Source organism: Dyadobacter sp. (genome assembly GCF_051859145.1).
Classification (GTDB): domain Bacteria; phylum Bacteroidota; class Bacteroidia; order Cytophagales; family Spirosomataceae; genus Dyadobacter.
The window spans coordinates 670-27,212 of sequence record NZ_JBHYGF010000290.1 but is presented as its reverse complement, the minus strand read 5'-3'; the positions used below and the strand labels follow the sequence as shown (position 1 = coordinate 27,212).

20 protein-coding genes and 1 pseudogene are annotated in these 26,543 nt (G+C 46.1%); 17 read left to right on the top strand and 4 right to left on the bottom strand.

The genetic code is table 11. The features are described 5' to 3' along the window. Positions 1-570: pseudogene (locus ACTIE6_RS16485) on the bottom strand (hypothetical protein); the annotation flags it as partial. A gap of 88 nt (positions 571-658) precedes the next feature. Next, positions 659-1,240, bottom strand: a complete 582-nt coding sequence (locus tag ACTIE6_RS16480; RefSeq protein ID WP_439557685.1) for an RNA polymerase sigma factor — start codon at positions 1,238-1,240, stop codon at positions 659-661. A 153-nt stretch (positions 1,241-1,393) separates the two neighbouring features. Here ACTIE6_RS16480 and ACTIE6_RS16475 point away from each other — a divergent pair, with 153 nt between their 5' ends. The 8 genes from ACTIE6_RS16475 to ACTIE6_RS16440 all read left to right on the top strand — a co-directional run bounded on the left by ACTIE6_RS16475 (position 1,394) and on the right by ACTIE6_RS16440 (position 9,429). Then, positions 1,394-2,350, top strand: a complete 957-nt coding sequence (locus ACTIE6_RS16475; protein WP_439557684.1) for an isopenicillin N synthase family dioxygenase — start codon at positions 1,394-1,396, stop codon at positions 2,348-2,350. 58 nt (positions 2,351-2,408) lie between these two features. Continuing rightward, the gene (chrA, locus tag ACTIE6_RS16470; RefSeq protein WP_439557686.1) at positions 2,409-3,551 is read left to right on the top strand and encodes a chromate efflux transporter; all 1,143 of its coding nucleotides are present in this window, start codon (positions 2,409-2,411) and stop codon (positions 3,549-3,551) included. A gap of 281 nt (positions 3,552-3,832) precedes the next feature. Continuing rightward, the gene (locus tag ACTIE6_RS16465; protein WP_439557683.1) at positions 3,833-6,790 is read left to right on the top strand and encodes a glycoside hydrolase family 3 N-terminal domain-containing protein; all 2,958 of its coding nucleotides are present in this window, start codon (positions 3,833-3,835) and stop codon (positions 6,788-6,790) included. Between the two features lie 60 nt (positions 6,791-6,850). Continuing rightward, positions 6,851-7,177 (top strand): DUF721 domain-containing protein, encoded by a 327-nt coding sequence (locus tag ACTIE6_RS16460; protein WP_439557682.1) that lies wholly within the window; start codon positions 6,851-6,853, stop codon positions 7,175-7,177. 29 nt (positions 7,178-7,206) lie between these two features. Next, positions 7,207-7,425: a DUF2683 family protein gene (locus ACTIE6_RS16455; protein WP_439557681.1), complete on the top strand. Its 219-nt coding sequence runs from the start codon at positions 7,207-7,209 to the stop codon at positions 7,423-7,425. Beyond that, positions 7,401-7,676, top strand: a complete 276-nt coding sequence (locus tag ACTIE6_RS16450) for a Txe/YoeB family addiction module toxin (protein ID WP_439557680.1) — start codon at positions 7,401-7,403, stop codon at positions 7,674-7,676. Before ACTIE6_RS16455 ends, ACTIE6_RS16450 begins: the two co-directional genes overlap by 25 nt. A 16-nt stretch (positions 7,677-7,692) precedes the next feature. Then, the gene (locus ACTIE6_RS16445; RefSeq protein WP_439557679.1) at positions 7,693-8,625 is read left to right on the top strand and encodes a S66 peptidase family protein; all 933 of its coding nucleotides are present in this window, start codon (positions 7,693-7,695) and stop codon (positions 8,623-8,625) included. A 3-nt stretch (positions 8,626-8,628) separates the two neighbouring features. After that, on the top strand, positions 8,629-9,429 hold the full coding sequence (locus tag ACTIE6_RS16440; RefSeq protein ID WP_439557678.1) for an SDR family oxidoreductase: 801 nt from the start codon (positions 8,629-8,631) through the stop codon (positions 9,427-9,429). Position 9,430: 1 nt separating this feature from the next. On the opposite strand, the gene ACTIE6_RS16435 is transcribed toward ACTIE6_RS16440, so the two are convergent. Continuing rightward, positions 9,431-10,753 (bottom strand): amidohydrolase, encoded by a 1,323-nt coding sequence (locus ACTIE6_RS16435; RefSeq protein ID WP_439557677.1) that lies wholly within the window; start codon positions 10,751-10,753, stop codon positions 9,431-9,433. Positions 10,754-11,179: 426 nt separating this feature from the next. Here ACTIE6_RS16435 and ACTIE6_RS16430 point away from each other — a divergent pair, with 426 nt between their 5' ends. The 8 genes from ACTIE6_RS16430 to ACTIE6_RS16395 all read left to right on the top strand — a co-directional run bounded on the left by ACTIE6_RS16430 (position 11,180) and on the right by ACTIE6_RS16395 (position 24,250). Beyond that, on the top strand, positions 11,180-14,458 hold the full coding sequence (locus ACTIE6_RS16430; RefSeq protein ID WP_439557676.1) for a SusC/RagA family TonB-linked outer membrane protein: 3,279 nt from the start codon (positions 11,180-11,182) through the stop codon (positions 14,456-14,458). 6 nt (positions 14,459-14,464) lie between these two features. Then, positions 14,465-15,925, top strand: a complete 1,461-nt coding sequence (locus tag ACTIE6_RS16425) for a SusD/RagB family nutrient-binding outer membrane lipoprotein (RefSeq protein WP_439557675.1) — start codon at positions 14,465-14,467, stop codon at positions 15,923-15,925. Between the two features lie 292 nt (positions 15,926-16,217). Beyond that, positions 16,218-17,732, top strand: a complete 1,515-nt coding sequence (locus ACTIE6_RS16420) for a carboxypeptidase-like regulatory domain-containing protein (RefSeq protein ID WP_439557674.1) — start codon at positions 16,218-16,220, stop codon at positions 17,730-17,732. Beyond that, a complete protein-coding gene (locus tag ACTIE6_RS16415; RefSeq protein WP_439557673.1) occupies positions 17,729-19,342 on the top strand; it encodes a TonB-dependent receptor domain-containing protein in 1,614 nt (537 codons plus the stop codon). Before ACTIE6_RS16420 ends, ACTIE6_RS16415 begins: the two co-directional genes overlap by 4 nt. Positions 19,343-19,353: 11 nt before the next feature. Then, positions 19,354-20,928: a SusD/RagB family nutrient-binding outer membrane lipoprotein gene (locus ACTIE6_RS16410; RefSeq protein WP_439557672.1), complete on the top strand. Its 1,575-nt coding sequence runs from the start codon at positions 19,354-19,356 to the stop codon at positions 20,926-20,928. A 10-nt stretch (positions 20,929-20,938) separates the two neighbouring features. After that, positions 20,939-21,844 carry a BT_3987 domain-containing protein gene (locus tag ACTIE6_RS16405; protein ID WP_439557671.1) on the top strand — a complete coding sequence of 302 codons (906 nt, stop codon included), beginning with the start codon at positions 20,939-20,941 and terminating at the stop codon, positions 21,842-21,844. Between the two features lie 365 nt (positions 21,845-22,209). After that, entirely contained in the window at positions 22,210-23,454 is a 1,245-nt protein-coding gene (locus ACTIE6_RS16400) for a pyridoxal phosphate-dependent aminotransferase (RefSeq protein WP_439557670.1), read from the top strand. 4 nt (positions 23,455-23,458) lie between these two features. Then, positions 23,459-24,250: a queuosine precursor transporter gene (locus ACTIE6_RS16395; RefSeq protein ID WP_439557669.1), complete on the top strand. Its 792-nt coding sequence runs from the start codon at positions 23,459-23,461 to the stop codon at positions 24,248-24,250. On the opposite strand, the gene ACTIE6_RS16390 is transcribed toward ACTIE6_RS16395, so the two are convergent. Further along, complete coding sequence (locus ACTIE6_RS16390) at positions 24,247-25,008, bottom strand: TrmH family RNA methyltransferase (RefSeq protein WP_439557668.1); 762 nt, start codon at positions 25,006-25,008, stop codon at positions 24,247-24,249. The two genes, ACTIE6_RS16395 and ACTIE6_RS16390, sit on opposite strands and share 4 nt — an antisense overlap. On the opposite strand from ACTIE6_RS16390, the gene ACTIE6_RS16385 reads away from it, so the two are divergent. After that, positions 25,008-26,543: POTRA domain-containing protein (locus tag ACTIE6_RS16385; protein WP_439557667.1), on the top strand; the 1,536-nt coding region annotated here is incomplete at its 3' end. The genes ACTIE6_RS16390 and ACTIE6_RS16385 overlap by 1 nt on opposite strands.

Below are 26,543 nucleotides of genomic sequence, written 5' to 3'. Positions count from 1 at the left end.
CCGGGCAGGATAAACGAGTTTTGAACCTGAATTAACCCAGATTTTAGTACCGTCTGTCAATGTAATCACCGACCGCTTTCCATAAGGTACAACCAGCGTATTGAATTCCTTTCCTGAAATTTGCTGATCAATTGCCTCCTCTGAATCGACGCGGATCTGGCTTCCATTCTTTTCGTAAGCAATGGAAGAATTTTCTTTCTGCAAACTGATCATTTTCTGATCTGATAAAATCAGCCGCGTAGTTTCCGGGTTCGTAATTGCCGCGGCAGCGATTTTTTGCATTGCAGTTCCAGCACTTCTGTTCAGACTGAAATACCCGAGTGCGGACAACAGCAAAATCGCAACAGATGCAGCAACCGAATACCACAGCCTGCTTATTCGTACCTGCTTCTTTTGCTGGATATGCTCCTCCACCTGGGTCCATATATATTCCTTGTCCGAAGCCGACAAACTTTCGTGACGGATATGCTGCATTAGCTGCCGGGTTGCCGCGGCGGTTTTTTCATCTTCGGGAGATAATTCCGGGAGTGCGGCTTCCTGCTTTCCTTTTTTGGGTAGTCTTCTCTTCATGCGCAAACTTGTTTGACATACAAGAGAAAGGTTTCGACAGGATATAGACTTACAAACAGATTTATTTTTATAAAAAATTGGAGAAATTTTACTGCCAGCAGAGAATCAGGAGAATAGAGCCGAATTCGAGTTTGCCGCGAAGTTGCTTTAATGCGCGGTAAATGAAGGTAGGTACCGAAATTTGCATGATCACGGCGATCTGATCGTAGTCCAGATCCTGGTTATACCGCAGGTAAAGTATTTCCCGCTGGCGCTCGGGTAATTGGTTCATTTCCAAGGCAAGCTGCTGCATGAGCTCGCGCTGGCCTTCGTTCATAATAATTTCTTGCTCGATACTGAATGAAAACGCATTCATCCCAAAAGAATCGTCTGCATTCCAGGGATCAAACCGCAGCCGCATTGCTTTTCGATGGGCAGCATAAAGCTTTCTCCGGAAGGATTTCAGGAGGTAAAATTTCACATTCACTTCCTGCGACAAGCCGGTGCGGTAACTATGCAAATCTATGAAAAGGTCGTGGATACAATCCTTTACCAGATCATCATCAGTAGTATACCGCATCCCGAATGCAAAAAGACTATCTGAAAACTGGTCATACAGCTGACTGAATGCCTGCTGGTCGCCAGAAACAAAACGTTCCCAAAGTTCAGTTTCCGGCAGTGTATGTGTCATAATTGAGTAGAAAAATTTTAATTAAAATTATAACAATTAAGTTAAACACACCAAGTCTTCCTTAAACATATCCGCTCTGCGCGGGCTGATATGTTATGTGATTAGCTTGCCAAGTTCCGCGATAGTTTTATACTTTGCACAAAAAAGGACTATATGGAACCTGCATTGTTAAATCAAGTCCCTTCGCTGGATTTGGCCGATTTCACTTCCGGAAATCCCGGGCAAAAGGCGCAGTTTGTCGCCGACCTGGGGGCTGCATTTACGAACATCGGCTTTGTTGCGATCAAAAATCACGGACTTAGTGATGAGCTGCGTGGAAAATTGTATGCCGCAGTGCAGGATTTCTTCAAGCAACCCGATGAGACCAAGAGAAAATACGAATTCCCGAACTTGTTTGGCCAGCGCGGATATATCAGTAAAGGCAAAGAAACCGCAAAAGGATTCAAGGTAGCGGATCTGAAAGAATTTTACCACGTGGGTCAGCCCGAGCCGATTGGAAGTATGCCCTCGAATGTATTTCCGGAAGGTTTTCCTGATTTTGAGAAATACACGCTTGAAGTTTACCGGACTTTTGAAAGTACGGGCAAAATCCTGTTGCGCGCCATTGCGGTTTACCTGAATTTGCCCGAGGATTATTTTGAAGATAAGGTAAAAAACGGCGATAGCCTGCTGCGTGCATTGCATTACTTTCCTATCCCAAATCCCGAGCTGGTACCGGAAGGTGCGGTTAGAGCTGCGGCACACGGAGATATTAACCTGATTACATTATTAATGGGCGCAAGTGCGGAAGGTCTGGAAGTACTCAGGCGCGACGGCGAATGGATCGCGATCACCGCATTGCCCGACCAGATTGTAGTGAATGTTGGAGATATGCTCGACAGGCTGACGAACCACAAACTAAAATCCACGATCCACCGCGTAGTGAACCCGCCTCGCGAGAAAATGGGCACATCGCGCTATTCGATCCCGTTCTTTATGCACCCGCGCGCAGATATGGACCTTACCAGTCTTGAAAGTTGCATTACGCCGGAGCAACCCAAATTGTACACAGATATGACAGCGGGCGAATTCCTCGACGAGCGCCTGAGGGAACTGGGCTTAAAAAAATAACACAGCTACCCACTTGGCTCCCCCACAAATCCGCCGTTTCAGATACATCATTTACCTGATGGATATCCTCCTGCTTTCGCTGACTGCATTCGGCGGGCCGCAGGTGCACCTGATGATGATGATCGAGCGGCTGGTGCGGAAGCGGAGGTATATTACCGAAGAAGAATTACTTGAATTACAGGCACTCTGCCAGGTATTGCCTGGCCCGAGCTCTACGCAAACCGTTACCGCAATCGGCCTGAAAATTGGCGGACAGCCACTTGCCTACCTTACATTGATTGTTTGGTCGATCCCGGCGATGGTTTTGATGACAGCCGCGGCGATCGGCATTCACTATCTTGAAAAGAAATCCATTTCGTTAGATTTTACGCGGTTTGTAGGTCCAATGGCGGTCGCATTCCTGATGCACGGCGCCTCTTCGATCACGCGGCGGGTGGTGCATAACAGACTCGGATGGACTTTCCTGATCATATCCACGATACTTGCCTACCTGTACCCCTCACCTTACATGACGCCCGTGCTGATTATTCTGGGCGGAGTAGCCGCTTCGCTGAATTTCAAAAAGCACGAAAAAATGGAAAAAGCGCCTATCCGGATCAAATGGCGACCTATTATCTTCTGGATTTCAGTGCTGGTCGCGGCGGCGATTGTGGGTAAAATCACCAACTCACTTCCTGTGCGGCTTTTCGAGAACTTTTACCGGAACGGAAGTCTGGTTTTTGGCGGCGGGCAGGTACTGGTGCCCATTCTTTACAATGAATTTGTTGAGTTCAAAAGCTACCTCACCGAGCAGGAATTTCTGGCAGGCATGGCGCTGACGCAGGTGGTACCCGGACCGGTTTTCTCGATTGCGACTTTCGTGGGAAGTATGTCGCTCCAATCAAACGGGATTTTTGGTCAGATCGTAGGCGGGTTTGTGGCTACTGCGGGGATCTTTCTGCCGGGTACATTCTTCATTTTCTTCGCCTATCCATTCTGGGATCAATTGAAAAAGTACCGGGGCATCCGCGCCTCGCTGGAAGGAGTCCACGCAGCAAGCTGCGGGCTGACGATTGCGGCTGCGATTTCGCTTTTTCAGCCGATGATGACCGACTTGCAGCCGCTGGCAACCGTTATCATCACACTGCTCGTACTCACTTTTGCTAAAATCCCCTCCTACTTCATTATCCTGGGCGGATTGGTTTTGGGGCTGCTGTTTTAAGGAATACAGCCTTTTTTCCCTAAATTGCCTATTAAGTACTTCATTAACCTTGCGAATACATCATGAAGTCTATTAACAAGCTTTGTCACTATCAAACTTTGTTACTTACCATTTTTTTGTCACTACCATTTTTAGTGACTTACCAATTTTTATGACTTACCAATTTTTGTCATCCTGAGCGCAGTCGAAGGGCTTGTACGACGCGTTCTACAAGCCCTTCGACTGCGCTCAGGGTGACAAAAGCTTTAAAATTTAAAACATAGCATACCTAAATTCCTGTAATGAAAATCCTTGCCTCGCTAGCCCTTTTTCTGCTTCTAAACAGTTTCCTTTCCGTTGCCCAAACAGGCTCCCCTACTTTCCTTCAAAAAAATCAAAAATGGGTTGACTCCGTCTTCGCTTCACTGACACCCGATGAAAGAATCGCGCAGCTGATTATGATTCCGGCGGTATCGGATGTGAAACGGGCTTTGATTGATCCGAAGGCGAGTAATCCGGCGATGGTGGAGAAGCTGATCAGGGAAAATAAAGTTGGCGGCGTGGTTTTCTTCCAGGGCGGGCCGGTACCTCAGGGGCGGTTGACTAATCATTATCAATCCATTTCAAAAGTCCCGCTGCTGGTAGCAATGGATGCGGAGTTTGGACTAGCGATGCGCATTGACAGCACGGTTCGCTACCCCTACCAAATGACACTCGGCGCAATTCAGGGTAACAATGATCTGATTTACGAAATGGGCGCGCAGCTGGCGCGGCAGGCAAAAAGGCTGGGTATGCACATCAATTTCGCTCCTGTTGCAGATGTTAATAACAATCCGAATAACCCGGTGATCAGCTTCCGGTCTTTTGGCGAAAATAAGTTTAAAGTAGCAGATAAGGCGGTGGCCTACATGAAGGGAATGCAGGATAATGGACTGCTAACCAGCGCCAAACACTTTCCGGGACACGGGGACACAGGGGTTGATTCGCATTTGGATCTTCCGGTAATCGCGCATGATGTAACCCGCATTGATTCGCTTGAAATGTACCCTTTCAGAGCATTGATCAGCAATGGGATCAGCGGGATTATGATTGCGCATTTGAGCATTCCCGCTTTGGACAAAACACCTAATTTGCCTTCGACACTATCCAAACCAATCGTGACGGATATCCTGAGAAATCAGCTTGGCTTCGACGGTCTGATTTATTCCGACGCGATGAATATGAAGGGCGTAACCAAATATTTCCCCGACGGAAAAGCCGATGCAATGGGACTGGAAGCCGGAATGGACATTCTGGAATTTACGGAAGATGTGAACAAATCCATCGCCGAAATCAAGAAGAGCGTTGCGGAAGGGCGTATTTCGCAGGCGGAGATTGACGAACGTTGCAAAAAGGTTTTAATGGCAAAAGCGTGGGCCGGGCTCGACCGCTACAAGCCGGTGGATATGAACAATCTGTATGAAGACCTGAACCCGAAATCGGCCGAGCTGATCAACAGACTTTTGACGGAAAAGGCTTTGACAGTTTTGAAAAACGACAATAACCTGCTGCCGCTTCGTGATCTGGATACATTGAAGATTGCTTCGGTTTCGCTGGGTGCGGATACGGTTACTACTTTCCAGAAAACGCTGGGACTTTATACAACAGTCGACCACTTCTTTGTACCTGCAAAAGCAACCGAGGCGCAGATTGCGGCTGTGAAGGCTAATTTGAAAAACTATAACCTGCTGCTGGTGGGCGTGCATTTGGGCAGCATTTCTCCCAAAACCAACTACGGACTGACCGAGCAGATGAATGCAGTTTTGCAGGATCTGATCGCGACGAATAAAGCGGTAGTTTCCATTTTTGGGAATCCGTACTCTTTGAACAAAATTGAAAAGGCGGCGAATGCAAAGGCCCTCATAATGGCTTATCAGCTGACAAACTACACGCAGGATTTGTCGGCCCAGCTGATTTTCGGAGCAATACCTGCGAGTGGCAAACTGCCGGTGACTGTGAATGCGCAGTTTCCGTATAATGCAGGAATTGAAACGCCAGCGATCGGCAGGTTGAAATATACCATTCCGGAAGAACTGGGGCTGGATTCTAAAATCATTACTTATAAGATTGACTCCATTGCTAACCTGGCAGTTACCCAGCAAGCGACGCCAGGCTGTGTGGTACAATTGGCGAAAGACGGAAAAGTGTTTTTCAGAAAAGCGTATGGAAAGCATACTTACGAGGGCGCCGCGCCGGTGAAACTGACGGATTTGTACGACCTCGCTTCGGTAACCAAAATCACTGCCTCTACCCTTGCATTGATGAGCCTTTGGGACCAAAAGAAATTTGATCTCGATGCTACGATGAAAGATTATCTGCCTGATTTTGCAAAGTCCAACAAAGCAGATCTTGAATGGAGAAAGGTACTGACGCACAGCGCGCGTTTGAAAGCATTTATCGTGCTCTGGAAAGAGGCGCAGAATCCTGATGGAAGCTGGAAGAAGAAGACTTTTGCTACAAAACAATCCAAACGTTACCCTACTTCGGTGGTGGGAGATAGTTTGTTTATTTTCAAGGATTATGATCAAACGATTTTCAAAGCAATCCGCGATTCGCCTTTGAACGAGAAGGAAGGCTATGTGTACAGTGATTTGTCTTTCATACTGTATCCACAGATTGTGAAAAGCTTGTCGGGCGAAAATTTTGAAGATTACCTCAAAAACCACTACTACCACAAGCTGGGCGCGAATACATTGACATTTAACCCAAAACGGTTTTACAAACTGGAAGATATTGTACCTACCGAGCGCGATACGTTTTTCAGGATGACGCAGCTGCACGGACAAGTTCACGACGAGGCCGCTGCAATGCTCGGCGGATTGAGCGGGCACGCGGGTCTTTTTGGCGACGCGAATGATGTAATGAAAGTTTGGCAGATGTATTTGCAGCAGGGATATTATGGCGGTCAGCAGCTGCTGAGCAAAGATGCGTTGCTGGAATTTACACGGTATCAGTACCCGGAAACAGGCAGTCGCCGCGGGATTGGTTTCGATAAACCCACATTCAAGTACTCGGGCAATGCACCGAAGTATGCAAGCCCGTCGAGCTTCGGACACACGGGCTATACCGGCATTATGACCTGGGCTGATCCCGCCTGGAACCTGAACTATGTTTTCTTGTCGAACAGGGTGTACCCGACGCGGGAAAACGGCAAGATATCTACATTGAATATCCGTACTTCCATCATGGATGTGGTGTACCAGGAGCTGCTTAAAAAGTAGGTACCGCCGCTGTAGGCCGGGCTTAAATTCCTATTTTTGCACTACTCACATCATTTTGTTATGGCACAGCAGTACCGGTTTGATAAAGAAAAAGCATCGCGGCGGCCCGGCGTTACGCCGTTGAAAGATGCGATTGACCAGATGCTGGAAAAGTACAGGCTGCGTACCCGTTTTGACCAATCGTACGTAGTGGCGCATTGGGACAAGATCATGGGATCAGCGATCGCGACGCGTACCAAAAAAGTCTACATTCACGAAAGAACGCTCTTTTTACAAATAGAATCGGCCCCGCTGCGCAACGAACTCTTCCGCGCTAAAAGCAAGATTATCGAGCTGATCAATAGGGAAATGAAGAGTGATCTGGTCGATGATGTGATATTTATTTGAGGTATATTTGAGAAGAAAACAAAGAGGAAATGGCCACACTTACAATCAATACTGAAAGTCAGGAAGTACTCGAAGCAGTAAAAACATTGCTCAAGAAATTCAACGTATCCTATAAAGTAAAAGAGGAAAAAGCTTACGACCCTGAATTTGTCAAGATGATCGAGCTTAGCGAAAAGCAGATTGCCGATGGAAAGGTCGTGAAATACGAACCTGGTACTGATATATGGGATATCCTAAATACACCGTAGAATTTTCCGAAACAGCCGCTGAACATTTGCGCTACTTCTCGAAATCCGGACAGCTGACATTAATAAAGAAGATTAAACAATTGATCGATTCTATTTCAGAAGATCCTACAAATGGAATTGGGAAGCCGGAACTATTAAAACATAATCTGGCTGGAAAGTATTCCAGAAGAATCGATCGCGAACATCGCATTATATATCAGGTTGATCAAACCACTGTTCGCATTCTATCCTTACGGGGACATTATCAGTAGTTGTCCTCTATTATCTATGAACGAAATCAAGCTTCCCCCTTTTTTAAAACCTGGTGACCAGATTGGCATAGTTGCGCCGGCTAGTGTGATCAGGTATGAGGATATCCTTGGCGGCATCGAAATTTTTACCAAAAAATGGGGCTTGCAGGTAAAAGAAGGCGAAACGCTGACTACTGCATTCAACCAGTTTTCTGCCGACGATGAAACCCGCAGGAACGATCTGCAACAAATGCTGGACGATCCGGATATTCACGCAATTATCGCCGCACGCGGCGGGTATGGTTGCTCCCGCATTGTGGACGGACTTAACTTTGACAAGTTTTTGCAGCACCCTAAATGGATCGTCGGATTCAGTGACCTTACGGTGTTGCTTTCCCAGGTTTATCAACTGGGTTACGCAAGTCTGCATGCGCCGATGGCGAAATCAATAACTACTTACGGAGGAGAGAAAGCCGAGGAGTCGCTCCGACAACTGCTGTTTGGCGAGCTCCCCGAATATTCAGTCGATGCATATCCGCTTAACAGAACCGGCGAGGCGCGAGCACAGGTAGTAGGTGGAAACCTTTGCATTCTCAATCACCTGCTTGGCTCGGAAACAGAGATTGATTTTACAGGCAAGATCCTTTTTATAGAAGATATTAACGAGTACCTCTACAACCTGGACCGGATGATGATCCAGATGAAGCGAGCAGGTAAACTGGAAAAGCTGGCGGGATTGATCGTGGGACAGTTTACAGATATGAAAGACAACAGCGCGCCGACGTTCGGGAAAGATTCAAATGACATTATTCACGAGCACATTGCCGGCTACGATTATCCCGTCTGTTTTAATTTCCCCGTCGGCCACGTAGGCGACAACCGGGCAATAGGTGTAGGAATGCAGGCCCGACTGAATGTAACTTCCGAAACAGCCCATTTGCAATTCCTGGCTGGATCTTCTTCTATTTAACTGATGGATAATTTTAAAAATAAGGTAGTCTGGATTACCGGCGCGAGCTCGGGAATTGGCGAGGCACTGGCCATGGAATTTGCAAGCCAGGGTGCTCGTCTGGTTCTGACTTCACGTAGAAGGGAAGAACTGGAAAGAGTAAAAAAAGCAACCGGCCTACCCGAACATGATGTACTTGTGCTCCCAATGGACGTTACTGAACTTGATAAAGCAAGTTCGGCTGCGCAACAAGTAATCGACCGTTTCCAGCGCATCGATATCATGGTGCACAATGCAGGTGTGAGCCAGCGGTCTTACATCAGGGAGACTGATCTGGATGTTTATAAAAAGATCATGGAAATCGACTTTTTCAGCACAGTGGCGCTGACAAAGGCAGTTTTACCATTTATGACGCAGCAGAAAAGCGGGCACTTCATCGTGATCAGCAGTGTAGCAGGCAAAATCGGCACCATTATGCGCTCGGGTTATAATGCGGCAAAACATGCATTACACGGTTTTTACGATTCACTTCGCGCGGAGGGATACCAGGATAATATTAAAGTCACGACGGTTTGCCCTGGCTACATCCGCACCAACATTTCGCTGAATGCATTAAATGAATCGGGTGGAAAGTTTGGTAAAATGGATTCAAACCAGGCGAATGGGATACCTGCTGATGAATGCGCTAAAAAGATCCTGAATGCGGTTAGAAAAGACAAAAAAGAGATTTACATCGGCGGCCTGAAAGAGGTAGCGGCGATTTATGTAAAAAGATTCTTCCCCAGCCTGCTGTTTGATCAGGTGAGGAAGAATATTCCTGAGTAACCTATTTCTTCTTGGTCTGCTTTACATTACCGGCTTCCATGTAATCGGTTGTAAGCCGGGCGAGTGACCGCACACCGAGTACAAGGCTGCCTTCGTCCAGGTAAAAGTCGGGTGTATGGTGCGGCGCTGCCTCTTCCACATTCTTCCCTTTCGGCATTCCTCCAAGGAAGAAGAAAAGCCCCGGTACCTTTTGCTGAAAATATGAGAAATCTTCCGCGCCGGTCTTCGCGGGAATGAGACTTACATTTTCTTTTCCTGCCACATTCTGAAGTGTACCGATCATTTTTTCAGTGAGCGGAGTATCGTTGACGGTGACGGGATAAAGTATATCGATTTTCACCTCTGCCTTTGCTCCTGCACTCTCGGCCACATTGGTAGCAATGTCATTAATCCGCTTATGTACATATTGATGCATTCCTTCATCGAAAGTGCGGATAGTACCTACCATTTTAACTGATTCCGGAATAATATTCTGTCTGATCCCGCCATTGATCATCCCGATGGTCACTACTGCCGGCGCTTGTGTCAGGTTGAGGTTCCGGCTTACGATGGTTTGCAGTGAATTGATGATCTGGGCGGAGGTAACAATCGGATCCACGCCCGACCAGGGATAGGCTCCGTGAGTTTGCTTTCCTGTCACATTGATATTTAATATATCCACGGCCGCCATCGTCGGTCCGGGTTTATATCCTATCTTACCCACTTCTATTTTTGAATCGATATGGAGTCCGAAAATGGCATCGACCTTTGGATTTTCCAGAACACCCTCCTCAATCATCAGCTTTGCGCCCCCTTGTTCCCCCTCCGGTGCTCCTTCTTCCGCAGGCTGGAAAATGAACTTCACAGTTCCCGGCAAGTCGGCTTTCATGGACGCAAGTACTTCGGCTACTCCCATGAGTATCGCTACGTGGGTATCGTGCCCGCAGGCGTGCATTACGCCCGTCTTTTGTCCGTTGAATTCTGCTGTCACTGTTGATTTGAATGGCACATCCACGCGCTCAGTGACTGGCAATGCATCCATATCCGCACGCAGGGCAACTACCGGGCCTGGCTTTCCTCCTTTCAGCATGCCGACAACACCTGTATGCGCTACGCCGGTTTTCACCTCAATTCCAAGCTGCCTCAGGTGATTGGCTATCTTCTCTGCGGTCTTAAACTCCCTGTTTCCCAATTCCGGGTTTTGGTGAAAATCACGCCTCCACTCCGAGAGCTTCTTTTCCATGGACTGCGCTTTCTGATCGATTTTAACTGCAGCAGTTTGCTGCGCGAATGCAACGTGCCCAAACAAGAGCGCCCCAGCTACGAAAATTACCTTTGGTGACATATGGAGATTAATTTGTAGTATATATTAAAATAGTACAATCAGAAAAAGCATGAAAATGGTTACTTAGACTAGGATACATCCAATGGAAACTGGGAAATACTATTTAGATCTATTCTTTTGAACAGCTGCGTATAGCAGGGCCGTGCAGATTGTAAAAGTTAAAAGATGTTAAAGGTAATTATACGAAAAAGTTAACAAATAGAGAGTTATGTTAACATTTATATAATAAGAGCTCGTTTTTAACAAAATTTTCAACATTTACAAAATCGTTAAAAAACCCTGATATGAATTATAATATTTTCCAAAAATGCATGTCAAACCAAAGTATATTCTGAAAATTCGCAATACAAACGTTGTAATGGTTAAACTAATAATTAATTTTGCAACATTGTGTTAACATAACTACAACTAATTCTTTAATCAGGTATGAGGAAGTTTCTATTATCCCTACTGGGCTGCATGGTGCTTTTGTGCACGCAATTGTATGCACAGGATCGGGCTGTGACTGGCAAGGTCACCGCTGAAGATGGCTCAGGGCTCCCCGGTGTCAACATTTCTTTGAAAGGTACTACTCGCGGTACTACCACAGACACGCAGGGCGAGTACTCGATCTCAGCTGCACAAGGCTCTACTTTGGTGTTCAGTTTTATCGGCTTCCAATCGCAGGAAGTGGAAGTGGGCAACCAAACTACAATTAATGTCTCTCTTAAGAATGACGTAAGCCAATTGCAGGAAGTCGTTGTAACTGCCTTGGGTCAGGAAAGAAAGAGAAATGAACTGGTGTACGCTGCTCAGACCGTAAATGCGGAGCAGATCACGCAGGCGCGTAACCCGAGCGTTATGAATGCACTTTCTGGTAAAGTAGCCGGTTTGGATATCAAAACAAACAACAACATGGGTGGATCGACTAGCGCGGTTATCCGTGGTTACAAATCCATTACCGGTAACAACCAGGCTTTGTGGGTAATCGATGGTGTACCTGTTTCAAATGCAAACACGAACACCTCTGACCAGCAGACGGGACGTGCGGGAACTGACTACGGTAATGCTGCTGCCGATATCAACCCGGACAACATCGCTTCTGTTAACGTTCTGAAAGGTGCTGCTGCGACCGCATTGTACGGTTCACGTGCATCAAACGGTGTTATTTTGATAACTACCAAACAGGGACGTAAAAACAGCTTTGATGTAACTGTCAACAGCGGTGTTACCTGGGGTAAAATCGACAAATCCACTTACGTAAAGTATCAGAATGAATACGGCGCAGGTTACGATGGAGATCGCGCAAAAACGCGTTTCTACCGCGGTAACCTGGGTTCAGGCGAAGGTAACATTACCCTTTTTGACGCAGATGCTTCTTTCGGTCCTAAATTCGACCCTTCTGTAATGGTGTACCAATGGGATGCATTGGACCCAAGCTCTCCTAACTACCAGAAAATGACGCCATGGGTTGCTGCTAAAAACGGCCCCGACGCATTCTTTGAAACGGGTGTAAACTCTAACCAGAGCATCAGCATCACAGGTGGTGGCGAAAACACAACTTTCAAGGTTGGTTACACACGTAACGACGAAAAAGGCGTGCTGCCAAACAGTAAGCTTGGCAAAAACCTGTTCAACTTCTCGGCTACTTTCGATATCACGAAAAAGCTGTCTGTACAGGCAAATGCAAACTACTCGCAGATCAAAGGACTTGGCCGTTACGGAACTGGTTACGATGGTAAAAACCCTAACCAACAGTTCAGACAGTGGTTCCAGACCAACGTTGACCTGCTTGAACAAAAAGATGCTTATTTCAGAAACGAGCAAAATGTAACCTGGAACTGGGGAAGCCCGACAGCACGTTTCGAGAACAACGGACCGATCTACTCGGAGAACCCATATTTCTCGCGTTACCAGAACTACTCTAACGATACACGTGACAACTTCTTCGGTTACGCACAGGCTATCTACAAAATTGCGCCGTGGGTTGACCTGACGGGTCGCTTCGCTTACAATGGAACCCAGGATTTCCAGGAAGAGAGAATTGCATTTGGCAGCGCAGATCCAGCTGAATACAGCCGCTACAACCGTGGTTTCAATGAAACCAACCTTGACGTGATCTTCAACTTCCGCAAAGCAATTACCAAAGACATTAACTTCTCTGGTTTGGCGGGTGGAAGCATGCGCAGATCTAAATTGAATGCGATAAGAGCGAAAACAAACGGCGGAATGGTTGTGCCGGGACTTTATTCCCTGCTGAACTCGATCAACCCGATCGAAGCCCCTTCTGAAACTTACCAGCGTATCGGTGTTGACGGTCTTTATGCGCAAGCTTCTTTCGGATACAAAGACCTTGTTAATCTTGACCTTACGGCAAGACAAGACAAATCGTCTACCCTTCCGAAAGACAACAACACTTACTTCTATCCTGCAATTGGAGCCAACTTCAACTTCTCAAATATTCCGGGTCTTGGACTAGACTGGCTGACAATGGGTAAGCTGAGCGCCAACTATGCAGAAGTAGGTAATGACGCACCTTGGGGAAGCACACTTGATGTTTACGACAAACCAACAGGTATCGGTTCTATCCCTTACTTTACATTGCGTAACACGAAGAACAACCCTAACCTAAGATCTGAGCGCACTAAAAGCTACGAATTCGGTTTGGAAACTGCTTTCCTGAATGACCGTATCGGTTTCAACTTCACTTACTACCGCTCACAAACGCTTGATCAGATCCTGCCTGTTTCAATTTCCGCTGCAACTGGATTTGCATTCAAGTATATCAACTCAGGTGAAGTACAGAATAAAGGTATCGAGATCTCTGCTTACGTAACTCCGGTTAAAACAGCTGACTTCTCATGGACAATCAATGCAAACTTTGCGCGTAACAGAAACAAGGTAATCAGCCTGTATGAAGGCGTTGCAAACGTACCTGTTGCTTCTCTGCAAGGTGGTGTTTCCCTGAATGCTGCTGTGGGACAACCTTTCGGTATCATCAGAGGTACCAACTTCGTTTACCACGAGGACAATGGACAGAAAGTTGTAAGAGCAAATGGTTTGTATGCTGCAACTGCAAGTTCTGCTGAGATTATCGGTAACCCTAACCCGGACTGGATTGGTGGTGTGAGCAACAACCTGAGGTTCAAGAATGTTTCTCTTAGCTTCCTGCTTGATATCCGTCACGGTGGAGATATCTGGTCACTTGACCAATGGTATGGTGAAGGAACTGGTCTTTACCCTGTAACTGCCGGCCTGAACGAACTGGGCAATCCAAAAAGAGATCCTGCTTACAACTACGATGCAAAAGGTAACAAAATCGGTCTAGCAGACAAGCCAGGTGGTGTGTTGTTCCCAGGTGTTAAGGCAGACGGAACTCCTAACGATGTAAGAGCCGAGAACTCAGACGGTAATGGAAACACTGCATACGGATACCCAGGTAACCCGCCACGTGCTATGTATATCTACGATGCTAGCTATATCAAATTGAGAGAGGTTGCCTTGACTTACTCACTGCCACAGAGCTTCATTTCCAAACTGCGTGCATTCAAAGGAGTTGACGTTTCTGTAATCGGACGCAACCTTTGGATTATTCAGAAAAACATGGAGTTTCAGGACCCTGAGGAAGGTTTGGGCTCAGGCTTGCTGAACGGTGCAGGTGGATATCAGAGTGGTGCATATCCAGCAGTTAGAAGTTATGGATTCAATGTTAAACTGCGTTTTTAATAAAATATGAAAAGATTAATCATTTTCTTTCTTCCAATCCTGCTGATGACCGCTTGCGTTGACAGCCTGGATGATTACAATGTGGATGCAAAGCGTCCGTCGGAGGTGCCTCCGGTGACTTTGTTCTCCAATGCTTTGAAGGGGCTTGCTGATACATTGACCAGCCCTAACGTGAATGTGAACAACTACCGTTTGTACGTACAACACTGGGCAACAACAACTTACCTGGATGAGCCACGTTACAATGTAACAGCACGTACGGTTCCTCAGGCTTTCTGGCAGGGGATATACAAAGGTGTGATTTCGGATCTGAACGAAGCACGCAGACTGTTGAACGAAGATGAATTCATCGTTCCTGCAAACAGAGATGTGCAGCTTGCGCAGATCGAAGTGGTTGAAGTAATGGCTTGGGCTGCCCTGGTAAATACTTTTGGTAATATCCCTTACTCAGAAGCTTTGAACCCGGACAATGTTCTTCCAAAATACGACGATGCACAAACTGTTTACAACGACTTACTTGCACGTCTGGATGTAGCAATTCCAAAGTTCAGCACAAATGGAGTAGGCTTTGAAAACGGTGATTTGCTTTACGAAGGAGATCTGTCGCAATGGGTTAAGTTCTCAAATTCTTTGAAACTGAAACTCGCGATGATCATTGCAGACAGCGATCCTGCAAAAGCTAAAACACTGGTGGCACAAGCTGCACCGAACGTTTTCACTTCGAATAACGACAATGCTGCATTCCCTTACATCAGTACTCCGCCGAACTACAACGTAATTGCGCAAAACCTGAACCCGCTGTATACCAGCCGCCAGGATTTCGTAGCATCGGCTACAATCGTTAACCCGATGAATGAGCTGAACGATCCAAGACGTGCTGCTTTCTTTACGGATATTGATGGCAAATATGTAGGAGGTAACTACGGTTTCTCTAATACTTATTCTGCATTCTCTCACGTAGGTGACAACATTATCGAGCCGGATCTGGAAGGATTGCTGCTTGATTATTCAGAAGTTGAGTTTTTGCTTGCGGAAGCAGTTGAAAGAGGATTTATCGCAGGATCTGCGGCTGCCCACTACAACAAAGGCGTTGGTGCTTCCATCGAATACTGGATGAGCAACATCGGTCAGCCTGCTGCTGCAATCACTGCTGCTACCAATACTTACCTGGCACAACCAAAAGTGGCTTATACCACTGCTGCTGCCAACTGGAAAGAGAAAATCGGCTTCCAGAAATGGCTTGCACTTTACAACAGAGGTTGGGAAGCATGGGTTGAATGGAGAAGATTAGATTTCCCAAAATTGTTGCCTCCAACAGGTGGTAATGCGCCTGCCGGACTTGCAATCCCTACCCGGATGATCTACCCGATCAACGAGCAAACGCTAAACGGAGCAAACCGCGAAGCAGCTGCTACGGCCATCGGCGGAGATGTTGTCACTACTAAATTGTGGTGGGACAAGTTCTAACCCGAAAGTCATACAAAACAAAAAAAGGCGGACAGTGTCCGCCTTTTTTTGTTTTAGGATAAAATACAACTTAGCCAAGATCAACTGTAACCGATAGGTCACATTTAGAATGTGCAGATAATTTTGAAGAAAAAGCCATTTACATGCGATTTCGGCCAAATAAATCTTTTTGGAGTAAATATTCTTTTGAGTTTAGCGAAAATGCTGTTGTAATTGTCAGGACAAATATTATTTTTACAGACAATTATTTTATAACAAACCTAACTTAATGAAAAAATTTCTATAACCCTTCTTGGGGGGCTTGCTGCTGCTTTGCAGCCAGGTCTACGCCCAAAGCAGAGAGGTGACCGGGACGGTTACCTCCAAAGACGACGGGTCATCTCTTCCCGGCGTATCTATCAGGGTTGCCGGCACCAACACCGGAACACTTACCAATGACAAAGGCGAATACAGCATTAATGCGCGCCCGGGTCAAACACTAATTTTCTCTTTTGTCGGCTTCCTTAACCAGGAGCAGAAAGCACCAGCCTCAGGTAATCTGGACGTAGTTCTGACACTGGATGAACTTGCATTGAACGAGGTTGTGATCACGGCCGGCGGTTTAACTGCACAGCGCCGCGAGCTGGGTAATCAGTCAACCACCGTGAAAGCGCAGGACATTGTACAGGGTAAACCGATCAGTGTTGCGGCGAGTTTGGCAGGCCGCGTACCGGGCTTGCTTGTGATGGGTGTAAGCAGCGGGGTGAATCCTAACTACCGTTTAGTACTCCGCGGTAACCGTTCGCTAACCGGTAACAACCAGGCGCTGGTTGTGATCGACAACATCATTTCTACCAATGATATCCTTGGAAACCTCAACCCTGAGGACATCGAGGATATTCAAGTACTGAATGGAGCAGGTGCAGCGGCGCTATATGGATCTGATGCATCCAATGGAGCGCTTATCGTAACTACCAAAAAAGGAAAGTCAGGTGTAACCCAGTTCAAAGTATCCAATACAACCACTCTTGAGAAAGTAAGTTTTCTTCCTCAATTGCAGAAAGGTTTCGGTTCAGGAACAACACCGGATGATGTACCTTCTTATACACCTTACGAAAACCAGCAGTACGGACCCGCCTTCGACGGTTCTATGGTGAATATTGGGAAACCTCTTGAAGATGGTTCCATTCAGACTGTACCTTATTCTGCGCAAAATTTCCGTGAAGATTTCTGGAACACCGGAGTTGCAAACCAGACGGACCTGAGTGTTACATCTGGCGACGACAAAGGTACATTCTACCTGTCGGCACAGTATTTCGACCAAAAATCAACTGTTCCTTATGACGGGTACAAGCGTTACAGCGTACGTGCAAATGTGGTGCGTCACATTTACAAAAACCTGACGGCTTCATTCAACACCAACTTCATAGCAGGCCGTACCAATACCAGCAGCGCGACGAGTGCGGCTTATGAAAACCTTTTGATGTCACCCAGCCAGGTGGATGTAACGAAGTATGAAGATTGGCAGAATAATCCATTTGCTAACCCAAACGGATATTTTAACGAATACTACCAAAACCCATATTTTACACTATCCAACAACCGTTGGAACCAGCGTAACGATTATCTGCAGGGTAACATGGAATTGAAGTGGAACCCATTGAAACCATTAACATTCACTTACCGGGTAGGTATGAGCGGACGGAATTTGTCTGGTAAAGTACATCAAGGTAAATTCACTTATACTGATTATACCAAAAGCATCTCAGGAAGTTCGAAGACAGATATCGCTGGTCAGATTATGCAGGTTATACCACTCAGTTTGTGAACGACTTCTTAGCTGAATTTAAAACAAATCTGAGTCCTGCATTCAACCTGAATGTTGCCGTGGGAACGACTGTTCGTGAGAATGCAACAAAAGCAATGGGTGTTGTAGCTAATGGTCTCGTCATTGACGGACTTTACAACATCGGCAACAGCCTTAACCCGCCAATTGCAAACGAAGGAAACTATAAAGCACGCCAGATCGGTGTGTATGGAGAAGCACGTCTTGGATTCAAAGAATTGCTTTATCTGCACGTAACAGCAAGAAATGACTGGCGTTCAATTCTGGCGAAGGAAAACCGTTCATTCTTCTATCCGTCTGCAGACATTTCTTTCATTGCCAGCGACGCGATCCCTGCACTTACCAATTCCGACATCCTGCAAAGCTTGAAGTTACGCGCGGGTTACTCACAGGTTGGTCAGGTGAACCTGGGTAACAACCGGGATTTCGGCCCCATTCCATTAAATAACCTCGGCGCATACTCACTGAGCAGCACCTTCTCACAAGGCTACGGATATCCCTACACTAGCGGTGCCGGTTTTGTGCTGGACAATACGCTTGTATCTTCCAACCTGAAACCTGAGATCACAACAGGTATTGAGGGTGGTATCGATTTCGAATTTCGTCCATGGAGCATAGGTGGTGGTATTACTTTTTACAAAACCAACACAGTTGATCAAACCATCACTGTTTTGATTCCTAACTCGACCGGCTTCGGATCTTTAAGAACTAACATCGGTGAGGTAGAAAACAAAGGGATTGAAGCGTCTTTGAACATTACACCTATCAAAACCGCAACAGGATTGACAGTTCAGCTGGGAGGTAATTACACTTACAACCAAAATGAAGTACTTTCCCTGTCTGCACAATCCAATGAGCTGAGCGTTGGTTCGTCGGGTTCTGCTGCAAAAGTTATCGCAAAAGTAGGCTCTCCTTTCCCGCTTCTTCAGGTAACTGATTACAACCGCGATGATCAAGGAAGAATTATCGTTGATTCGAAAACAGGATATCCGTCTACAAATGGCACTTTCAAGGATGTTGGTATTACCAACCCGCCGCACATTCTTGGCTTAAATGGAACAATAAGCTACAAGAAATTGAGATTGAGCTTACTGTTCGAATACCGCAATGGCCATTATATTTTCAACTCAGTTTCCGGAGGATATGATTTTTCTGGTGCTGGCGTTCGTACTGGCTGGTACAACAGAGATCGTTTTGTGATTCCGAATTCTTCTTATATGAATTCAGAAGGCCAGTATGTTGAGAACACCAACATTGCGGTAAGAAGCGGTGGTGCTGACTTTTGGACTGATGGAACGAGAAATACCAACATTGGTCAGAATTTCACAAACTCTGCGGGCTTCTGGAAATTGCGTGAAGCATCGATTGGTTACGACCTGCCTGCCGGATTACTCGATAAAACAAAAGTGATTAAAGGCGCAAGCATCAGCGTTCAGGGAAGAAACCTCTTTATATGGGCGCCAAAATCGAACTTGTACACCGATCCAGAGTATAGCGCACTGGGTTCAGACAGCAATGCGGTAGGTTTTACCAGCCTTGGACAAACACCGCCTGCACGCTACTTCGGTGGCACATTATCATTAACATTCTAATTCAACTAATAATGAAAAGATATAACATCAGTTGGATGCTGGCGCTGTTAGTCACGGTACTTTCATCTTGTAGTGATTATCTCGATATCAACACCAACCCGAACCAGGCTACAAGTGTGCAGCCATTGCTGGTATTGCCGGCAGCTATCACGGGGACGGCTTCGGTATCGAATCAATTTAATAGTTATGGCGGCCATTTTGGCGGTTATATTGCTAATGCAGGTGGTTTTTCTGGTTTTGGCAATTTGTTCAACTACCAGCTGATCCCGGACAATTACAATGGCTTGTGGGTAAATGCTTACGACAACCTGAATGATTACAAATATGTTATAGACCAGACAAAAGGCGACGACAAGCTGGCTTATGCTAATGCCGCTGCCAACATCATGGTTGCATATAATTTCCAGAAGCTTGTAGATGCATTCGGTGACGTGCCCTACACAGAGGCCTTGCAGAACAATGCAAACCTGACACCTAAGTATGATGATGCAGCAACCATCTACCAGGATCTGGTAACGAAGCTCGACGAAGCAATCGCCCTTATTGATGCAGCAGAATTTCCAACTTCACTTAATTCGTCTTCTGATCCATTGTTTGGAGGGGATATGACGAAATGGAAGCGATTTGCGAATACCGTCAAGCTGCGCATTTTGATCCGCGTTTCTGGTGTGCCGGCACTATCATCTTTTGTGACAACGAAATTTGCTGCTATGGACAAAACACTGGGCTTCATTGCTGATGACGCGATTGTAAATCCAGGCTACGTGAAAGACAAGCCAAACCCGCTTTGGAACACTTGGGGATACCAAACAACCGGCGCGCTTGCCAACTCGTCACGTATCCCGACAGAATTTGCATTCGGATTCTACAAAGGTCCAAAACTGACTGACAATGGGAGAGGCTCGGTGATCTACAAAAATTTCGCAACCAATACACCTGTTAATCAGCTTGGAGACGAAGTAGATGCGCCAACAATCATTACCAACTACTCTACCTGGTACACTGGAACCTTCAGCAGCTCTACCAGCATCAGCAATGCATTGGGCGTATTGAAAGGACCTGGCCAGGGACAAGTACTAATGCTACTGGCTGAAGCCAAATTCCTGCAGGCAGAAGCGCAATTGAAAGGCTTTCTCACAGGCGACTATGTGGCAACTTTTGATGCTGGTATTTCGGCATCTTACACTTACCTGTATAAAGATGTTACTAACGTATTGGCCGCAGGAAAGAACGTTGCCACAGACGTTGCAGCTTACAAAGCCGACAATGACGACAGTTACCTGGTGAATATCAAGCTAGCTACAACACCTGCACAGCGCCTGGAAGCGATCATTACTCAAAAATGGATTGCTGTCAACATGATCAACTCAGAAGAAGGTTATAACGAATTCAGAAGAACGGGCTACCCGGTTACCCAGCCAAATGGTGATGGTTATCGTAATATTGCCTCTATGTTGTCGACTTCAACACGTGCAGACAAGCTTCCTTCGAGAATTCTTTATCCTACTTCCGAGCAATCTTACAATGCTGGAAATTACAGAGTGATTAACCCGTTTACTGATTTGATCTTCTGGGATCCTAACTGAAAAATTTGATATGAACTATTCAATAAAAATAGCAGGCTTGTTCCTTTTTGGTATAGCCGTAACCTCCTGTCTGAAAGATGACATGAACCTGGATCCGGACACATCGACCAATGTCGTTGAGTTCAAGAATCCATCCAGCTTTGTTTCGCCTTCGGGAAGTACTTACTCGATGTATTCAAAATCTTTTGACCTGGCACCTGAGGCAGACTACCCGGTTACAGTGAGTTACTCTGGTGCACATGTAGCGCCACAGGACATTACTGTGACACTAGGAGTTGATACTGCTGCAGTATCGCAGTATAACGCGGAGCAGGAAGAAGCGTTTGACGTAATTGATCCAAGTCTGTATACCATTCCTGCAACAGTTGTAATTCCAAAAGGACAACGGACTGCTCAGGTAATGATCAAGGTGAAGCCATCGCAATTTGATTTCTCAAAGAACTATGTACTCCCCATTCAGATTAAATCGGCTTCTTCTGCAAATGTAAGTGGTAATTTTGGCACAATTCTGCTTGCGCTGAAAGCGAAGAACATTTACGATGCGACATACGAGTCAACAGGATATGTATATCACCCGACGGCTCCTCGCGCGGTTCACGCAGATAAGCACATGGAAACAGTGTCACCAAATACTGTCAAAGTAGAACTCGGAGACTTGGGTGGTTCAGGCTACTTTGCAAACGTGACGGTTGATCCGAAAACCAATAAGGTAACAATCACTCCCGCAGCAGGAGCGGCCGGTGCGCCTTACACGCAATTTGATACAGCGTTACCAAGTCCATATACCCCTCAATGGGCCGATGCCGGGAAAGCTAATAACACGTACGATCCCGCAACCAAAACCTTCTATCTGAGATATGGTTATATGGGCGGAAACGGATGGCGTGTTACGGAAGAGATTCTGGTTAGACAATAGCCTGGATCTTTTATAATCAATATAACGTCTTTAATTAATATAGCAAAAGCCGGCCGAATGGTCGGCTTTTGCTATATTACATCTCCTATTCTGTTATCCACTTTCAGCCATTTAAGTCAATTATGAAAACATATCTCACTGCTTTTCGGATTTTGTCGGTCATCTTGCTTGTAGGGATGATTGCTGTACTGGTTGTGTTTCGGATCCAGAATTGGGAGATCAGTCCGTTCTTTTATGGCGTGGTCGGATTTTTGTTGATGTCATTGATCATAGACAGTCTTAAAAATCGGTAAGCAAATCCCGCTCAGGATCGTCTCTTTCGCATATTTGCTTAACTTTGAAAAAAACCGATTCAAGATAATACAATGGAATTCCTCAAAAGCCAGCGCCTCAACAATCTCAAATACGAAATCCGTGGCGCTACTTACCAGAAAGCATTAGAGCTTGAAAGCCAGGGTTATAAAATACATAACCTCAACATCGGCAATCCGGCTCCGTTTGGTTTCGATTCACCCGATGAAATTGTTCATGATATCATCATGAACATGCGCAATGCGCAAGGCTATTCGGATTCCAGAGGATTATTTGCGGCCCGTAAGGCCGTTATGCATTATACACAGACAATCGGCATTCAGGATGTTGAGATCAACGATATTTTCATCGGAAATGGCGTAAGCGAGCTGATCCTGCTTTCCATGCAGGCGCTGCTTAATCCGGGCGACGAAATCCTGGTACCCTCGCCGGACTACCCGCTCTGGACTGCCTCCATTGCACTCAGCGGCGGCACTCCCGTGCATTACATTTGCGATGAGGAATCTGACTGGAACCCTGATCTTGACGATCTTGAAAAGAAGATCACTTCGCGAACAAAGGGAATTGTTCTCATTAACCCTAACAATCCGACAGGCGCGGTTTACGAGAAAGATGTGCTGATGCGCATTGCCAAAATCGCCGAAGAACACGGACTGATCATTTTCTCCGACGAGATTTACGACAAGATTTTATACGACGGCGCAGTGCATTATCCGATGGGCTCGCTGGTAACAGATACCCTGTGCGTGAGCTATGGAGGCTTGTCTAAAAACTACCGTTCGGCTGGTTTCAGAGGTGGCTGGATGATTTTAAGCGGCGCAAAGCAGAAAGCAAAATCGTACTCAGAAGGTTTGCTCCTGCTGGCCAGCATGCGCCTTTGCGCCAATGTACCTACCCAATATGCAATACAAACTGCACTGGGCGGCTATCAGAGTATCAAGGAACTTGTCGCACCTTCCGGCAGACTTTACAAGCAAATGAACCTGGTGTACGACAGGCTCGTGTCCATTCCCGGTGTTACCTGTGTAAAACCAAAAGGTTCATTATACGTATTTCCAAAAGTCGACCTTAAAAAATTTGGCCTGAAAAATGACGAAAAGTTTGTGTTTGATCTGCTGAGCGACCAGAAAGTACTGGTTGTTGCCGGAACCGGTTTCAACTATATATCCGACGATCACTTCCGCATTGTTTTTCTGCCTACTGTTGACGAGCTTAATCAGGCCATGGACAAGCTGGAATTTTTCCTGGAAAACCGCCGGGTACTTTCTTCTCGCACCGTTGAGGACCTGATTGTTTAAACAAATGTCCACACCGGAAACCAAGATCCAGGAAGCCAAGAGACAAAAGCTCTTTTTAGTGCTCTGCGCTATCTTTATTACCAATGCATTAATTGCCGAGATTACGGGCGGAAAAATATTTTCCGTCGAAACATTGCTTGGACTTCCGCCAGCAAACCTGCTGATCGGCGGACAGCGGCTGGACTTTAATATGACGGCGGGGGTTGTTAACTGGCCGGTTGTATTTATTACTTCCGATATTATTAATGAATACTTTGGGAGAAAAGGGGTCAAAAGGATCTCTTACCTAACTTCGGCGCTGATTGTTTATACATTCATCACGATTTTTGCCGCAACCAAATTACCTCCCGCACAGTTCTGGCTGGACCTGAACAATACCGATTCGCATGGAAATGTATTCAATATCAATGATGCATTCTCGAAGATCTTCAACCAGGGGCTGGGTATTATGATTGGGTCGATCACTGCGTTTTTGCTCGGTCAGCTCCTCGACGTTTTCGTTTTTTCGTGGCTTCGCAGGAAAACGGGAAGTAAGTATATCTGGCTTCGTGCAACCGGCTCTACGATGTTTTCACAACTCGTCGATAGTTTCGTGGTGATCACGATTGCATTCTATGTATTTGGAAACTGGGACTTGAACCAGATATTTTCAGTAGGTACCATTAACTACTTATACAAGGGAGTAGTTGCGATCCTGCTCACTCCTGTGATTTACATTGCGCATTACTTTATAGACAATTACCTCGGCAAAGAATACGCGGAAGAACTTTCGCACCGCGCGGCGCACGAAAATTAATGTACCGGGATCTGCCGCCGCATATTATCCAGCATAATCGCCGTAGCAATGCCAACATTCAGTGACTCGGCCTCCCCTACTCTTGGAATGGTAACCCTGTCGCTTACGAATGCACCGATTTCGTCACTGATCCCGTTGGATTCATTGCCCATCACGATAAACCCGCCATTGGAGGAAAACTCAAATTCATAAAGGGAAGTACCGCCCAGAAATGCGCCGACAACAGGCTTATTATGCTTGTTTTCAGCTAAGTAAGTGTCAAGGTTTGTGTAAAAGGTTTTGATCCGGGTAAAAGAACCTTTCGCAGCGGAGATTACTTTGGGGTTGTAAAAATCGGTGGTACCTTCTGAACAAATGATTTTGTTGATCCCGTACCAGTCGGCCACCCGGATGATCGTACCGAGATTGCCGGGATCGCGGATATCGTCCAAAATCAGCACAAATTCATTTCCTTCCTGAGACAAAAACGTATTTTGCTTCGTTTTAGCAACAGCAAGGCAGGAATCGTTCGTCTGAAAAGAACCTAATCCTTCCAGCTCCTGCACGGTGACCGTTTCTATGGATGCACTATGCCGGGACAGAATAGTTGAGTATTTTTGCTGAAATTCGGTTGTGGCTAATACAAACTCGATTTCGAAATCGGAATCAAACAGTTCCAGAACACTCTTGGCACCTTCGACTATAAAAGCCTGATGCAGCTGCCTGTATTTTTTGATTTTGAGCGAGTTAATATACTTAATACGATTTTTTGACAGCATTGAATATCAATTCTAGGATTACATACAGCTTCGTCGCCTTCCTTGTACTCACAGGATTGTTTTCCTGCACACCCAATTCTTCCCCAACCAACAATAATTACTATCTCGGAAACTCGTCTATCAAAGGCAACCGCGCCATTAGTGACGCCGAGCTCGACGCATTGATCCCTCAAAAACCAAACCGCCGGTTGCTGGGATTGCCTATTTTCCCGTATGTCGGACTCTATCGCTTTGGTGAGCTGTTCTACAACAAGGAGGAAAAGCAAAGGAAGGTAATCGAGGTCACGCAAAATTATCAGAAAGAATCCCGGATTCACGAAAATTCTCCCAAAAAGCTCGAAAAGGTACAGCGGCGCTACGCCAAAAAACTCGAAAAAGCGCAGGTACGTGCTGCGCAGGGTAACTTCTGGATGCGCGTGCTGGGCGAAGCGCCTGTTTATTTCAGAATGGAAGAGGTTGCACAGAATGCCGATAAAATGCAGCGGTATCTTTATAACAATGGTTTTTTTGAAGCCAAGGTTGATTTCAAACCTGATACAATCTTCAACCGCGTCAAGATCAATTATCTGGTAACCGAAAACAAGCCGACGATCATCAGGGATGTTAATTACCAGGTTAAAAACCTGCTCGCCGACAGCATTATCAATGCAACTTCCAAGAATGCGGCACTGGCGAGCAAGAAACGTTACGATGGCGATAGTTTTGAAGAAGAGCGTATCAGGATAGAAACTTTAATGCGGAACGAAGGTTACATGGGCTTTTCACGCCAGAATGTATCTTATCTTGTAAATGATACCATTACCAATCCAAAAACGGACAGCACTTTCAAATCCGTGGACGTGGCTGTGCGCGTGGATATGCCGGGCAAAAACAACAATCCTGTCAGGTACAAAATCAACTCCGTACACTTCGAAGTACTGCCCGCAGCCGGAACTCCCGATTCACTTTTCAGGAAAGATACCAGCAGCTTCAAAGGCATTCAGTATGTTTTCAGCGAGAAACGGTTTTCAAAGCGGATCCTCGACAGCAAAATTCAGGTGCGTCCTGGCGACTTTTACAGCCAGGCAAAAGAAAGGGGAACGCAACAGCAACTTTCGCTGACAGACCAGTTTGATTTTGTCAATTACAGCTACACCCTCGATTCTACCGGGTATGGAATCAACAGCTATTTCAAGGTTATCCCATTAAAGAAGTACCAGATTTCTACCGATGTTGGTTTGAATGTAATCCAGCTGCAAGGCGCGCCGGGCCCGTTTGCCAATTTGTCTTACAAGATCAGGAATGTGTTCAATGGACTGGAAAACTTTGAGGCCAACCTACGCGGCGGCATTGAGCTGGTGCCCGGATTTATTGGTAACCAGGATATTTACCGGAGTGAAGAAGTCGGGCTAAATACCTCATTGATCTTCCCGCGCCTGCTGGCACCCGGGACTTTCCTGCAACGCAAAACGGCTAATTACAATCCGCGCACACAGGTTGGTTTGGGTTATAACTACGTAAACAGGCCCGAATACACGCGTACGAACGTGAAAGTG

What these genes read in the sequence shown, in the direction of transcription:
- ACTIE6_RS16440 (WP_439557678.1), top strand. Translation starts at nt 8,629, where the DNA reads ATGGATAATTTTAAAAATAAGGTAGTCTGGATTACCGGCGCGAGCTCG.
- ACTIE6_RS16430 (WP_439557676.1), top strand. Translation starts at nt 11,180, where the DNA reads ATGAGGAAGTTTCTATTATCCCTACTGGGCTGCATGGTGCTTTTGTGC.
- ACTIE6_RS16435 (WP_439557677.1), bottom strand. Translation starts at nt 10,753, where the DNA reads ATGTCACCAAAGGTAATTTTCGTAGCTGGGGCGCTCTTGTTTGGGCAC.
- ACTIE6_RS16410 (WP_439557672.1), top strand. Translation starts at nt 19,354, where the DNA reads ATGAAAAGATATAACATCAGTTGGATGCTGGCGCTGTTAGTCACGGTA.
- ACTIE6_RS16445 (WP_439557679.1), top strand. Translation starts at nt 7,693, where the DNA reads ATGAACGAAATCAAGCTTCCCCCTTTTTTAAAACCTGGTGACCAGATT.
- ACTIE6_RS16455 (WP_439557681.1), top strand. Translation starts at nt 7,207, where the DNA reads ATGGCCACACTTACAATCAATACTGAAAGTCAGGAAGTACTCGAAGCA.
- ACTIE6_RS16460 (WP_439557682.1), top strand. Translation starts at nt 6,851, where the DNA reads ATGGCACAGCAGTACCGGTTTGATAAAGAAAAAGCATCGCGGCGGCCC.
- ACTIE6_RS16480 (WP_439557685.1), bottom strand. Translation starts at nt 1,240, where the DNA reads ATGACACATACACTGCCGGAAACTGAACTTTGGGAACGTTTTGTTTCT.
- ACTIE6_RS16390 (WP_439557668.1), bottom strand. Translation starts at nt 25,008, where the DNA reads ATGCTGTCAAAAAATCGTATTAAGTATATTAACTCGCTCAAAATCAAA.
- ACTIE6_RS16405 (WP_439557671.1), top strand. Translation starts at nt 20,939, where the DNA reads ATGAACTATTCAATAAAAATAGCAGGCTTGTTCCTTTTTGGTATAGCC.
- chrA (WP_439557686.1), top strand. Translation starts at nt 2,409, where the DNA reads ATGGATATCCTCCTGCTTTCGCTGACTGCATTCGGCGGGCCGCAGGTG.
- ACTIE6_RS16395 (WP_439557669.1), top strand. Translation starts at nt 23,459, where the DNA reads ATGTCCACACCGGAAACCAAGATCCAGGAAGCCAAGAGACAAAAGCTC.
- ACTIE6_RS16400 (WP_439557670.1), top strand. Translation starts at nt 22,210, where the DNA reads ATGGAATTCCTCAAAAGCCAGCGCCTCAACAATCTCAAATACGAAATC.
- ACTIE6_RS16425 (WP_439557675.1), top strand. Translation starts at nt 14,465, where the DNA reads ATGAAAAGATTAATCATTTTCTTTCTTCCAATCCTGCTGATGACCGCT.
- ACTIE6_RS16450 (WP_439557680.1), top strand. Translation starts at nt 7,401, where the DNA reads ATGGGATATCCTAAATACACCGTAGAATTTTCCGAAACAGCCGCTGAA.
- ACTIE6_RS16475 (WP_439557684.1), top strand. Translation starts at nt 1,394, where the DNA reads ATGGAACCTGCATTGTTAAATCAAGTCCCTTCGCTGGATTTGGCCGAT.
- ACTIE6_RS16465 (WP_439557683.1), top strand. Translation starts at nt 3,833, where the DNA reads ATGAAAATCCTTGCCTCGCTAGCCCTTTTTCTGCTTCTAAACAGTTTC.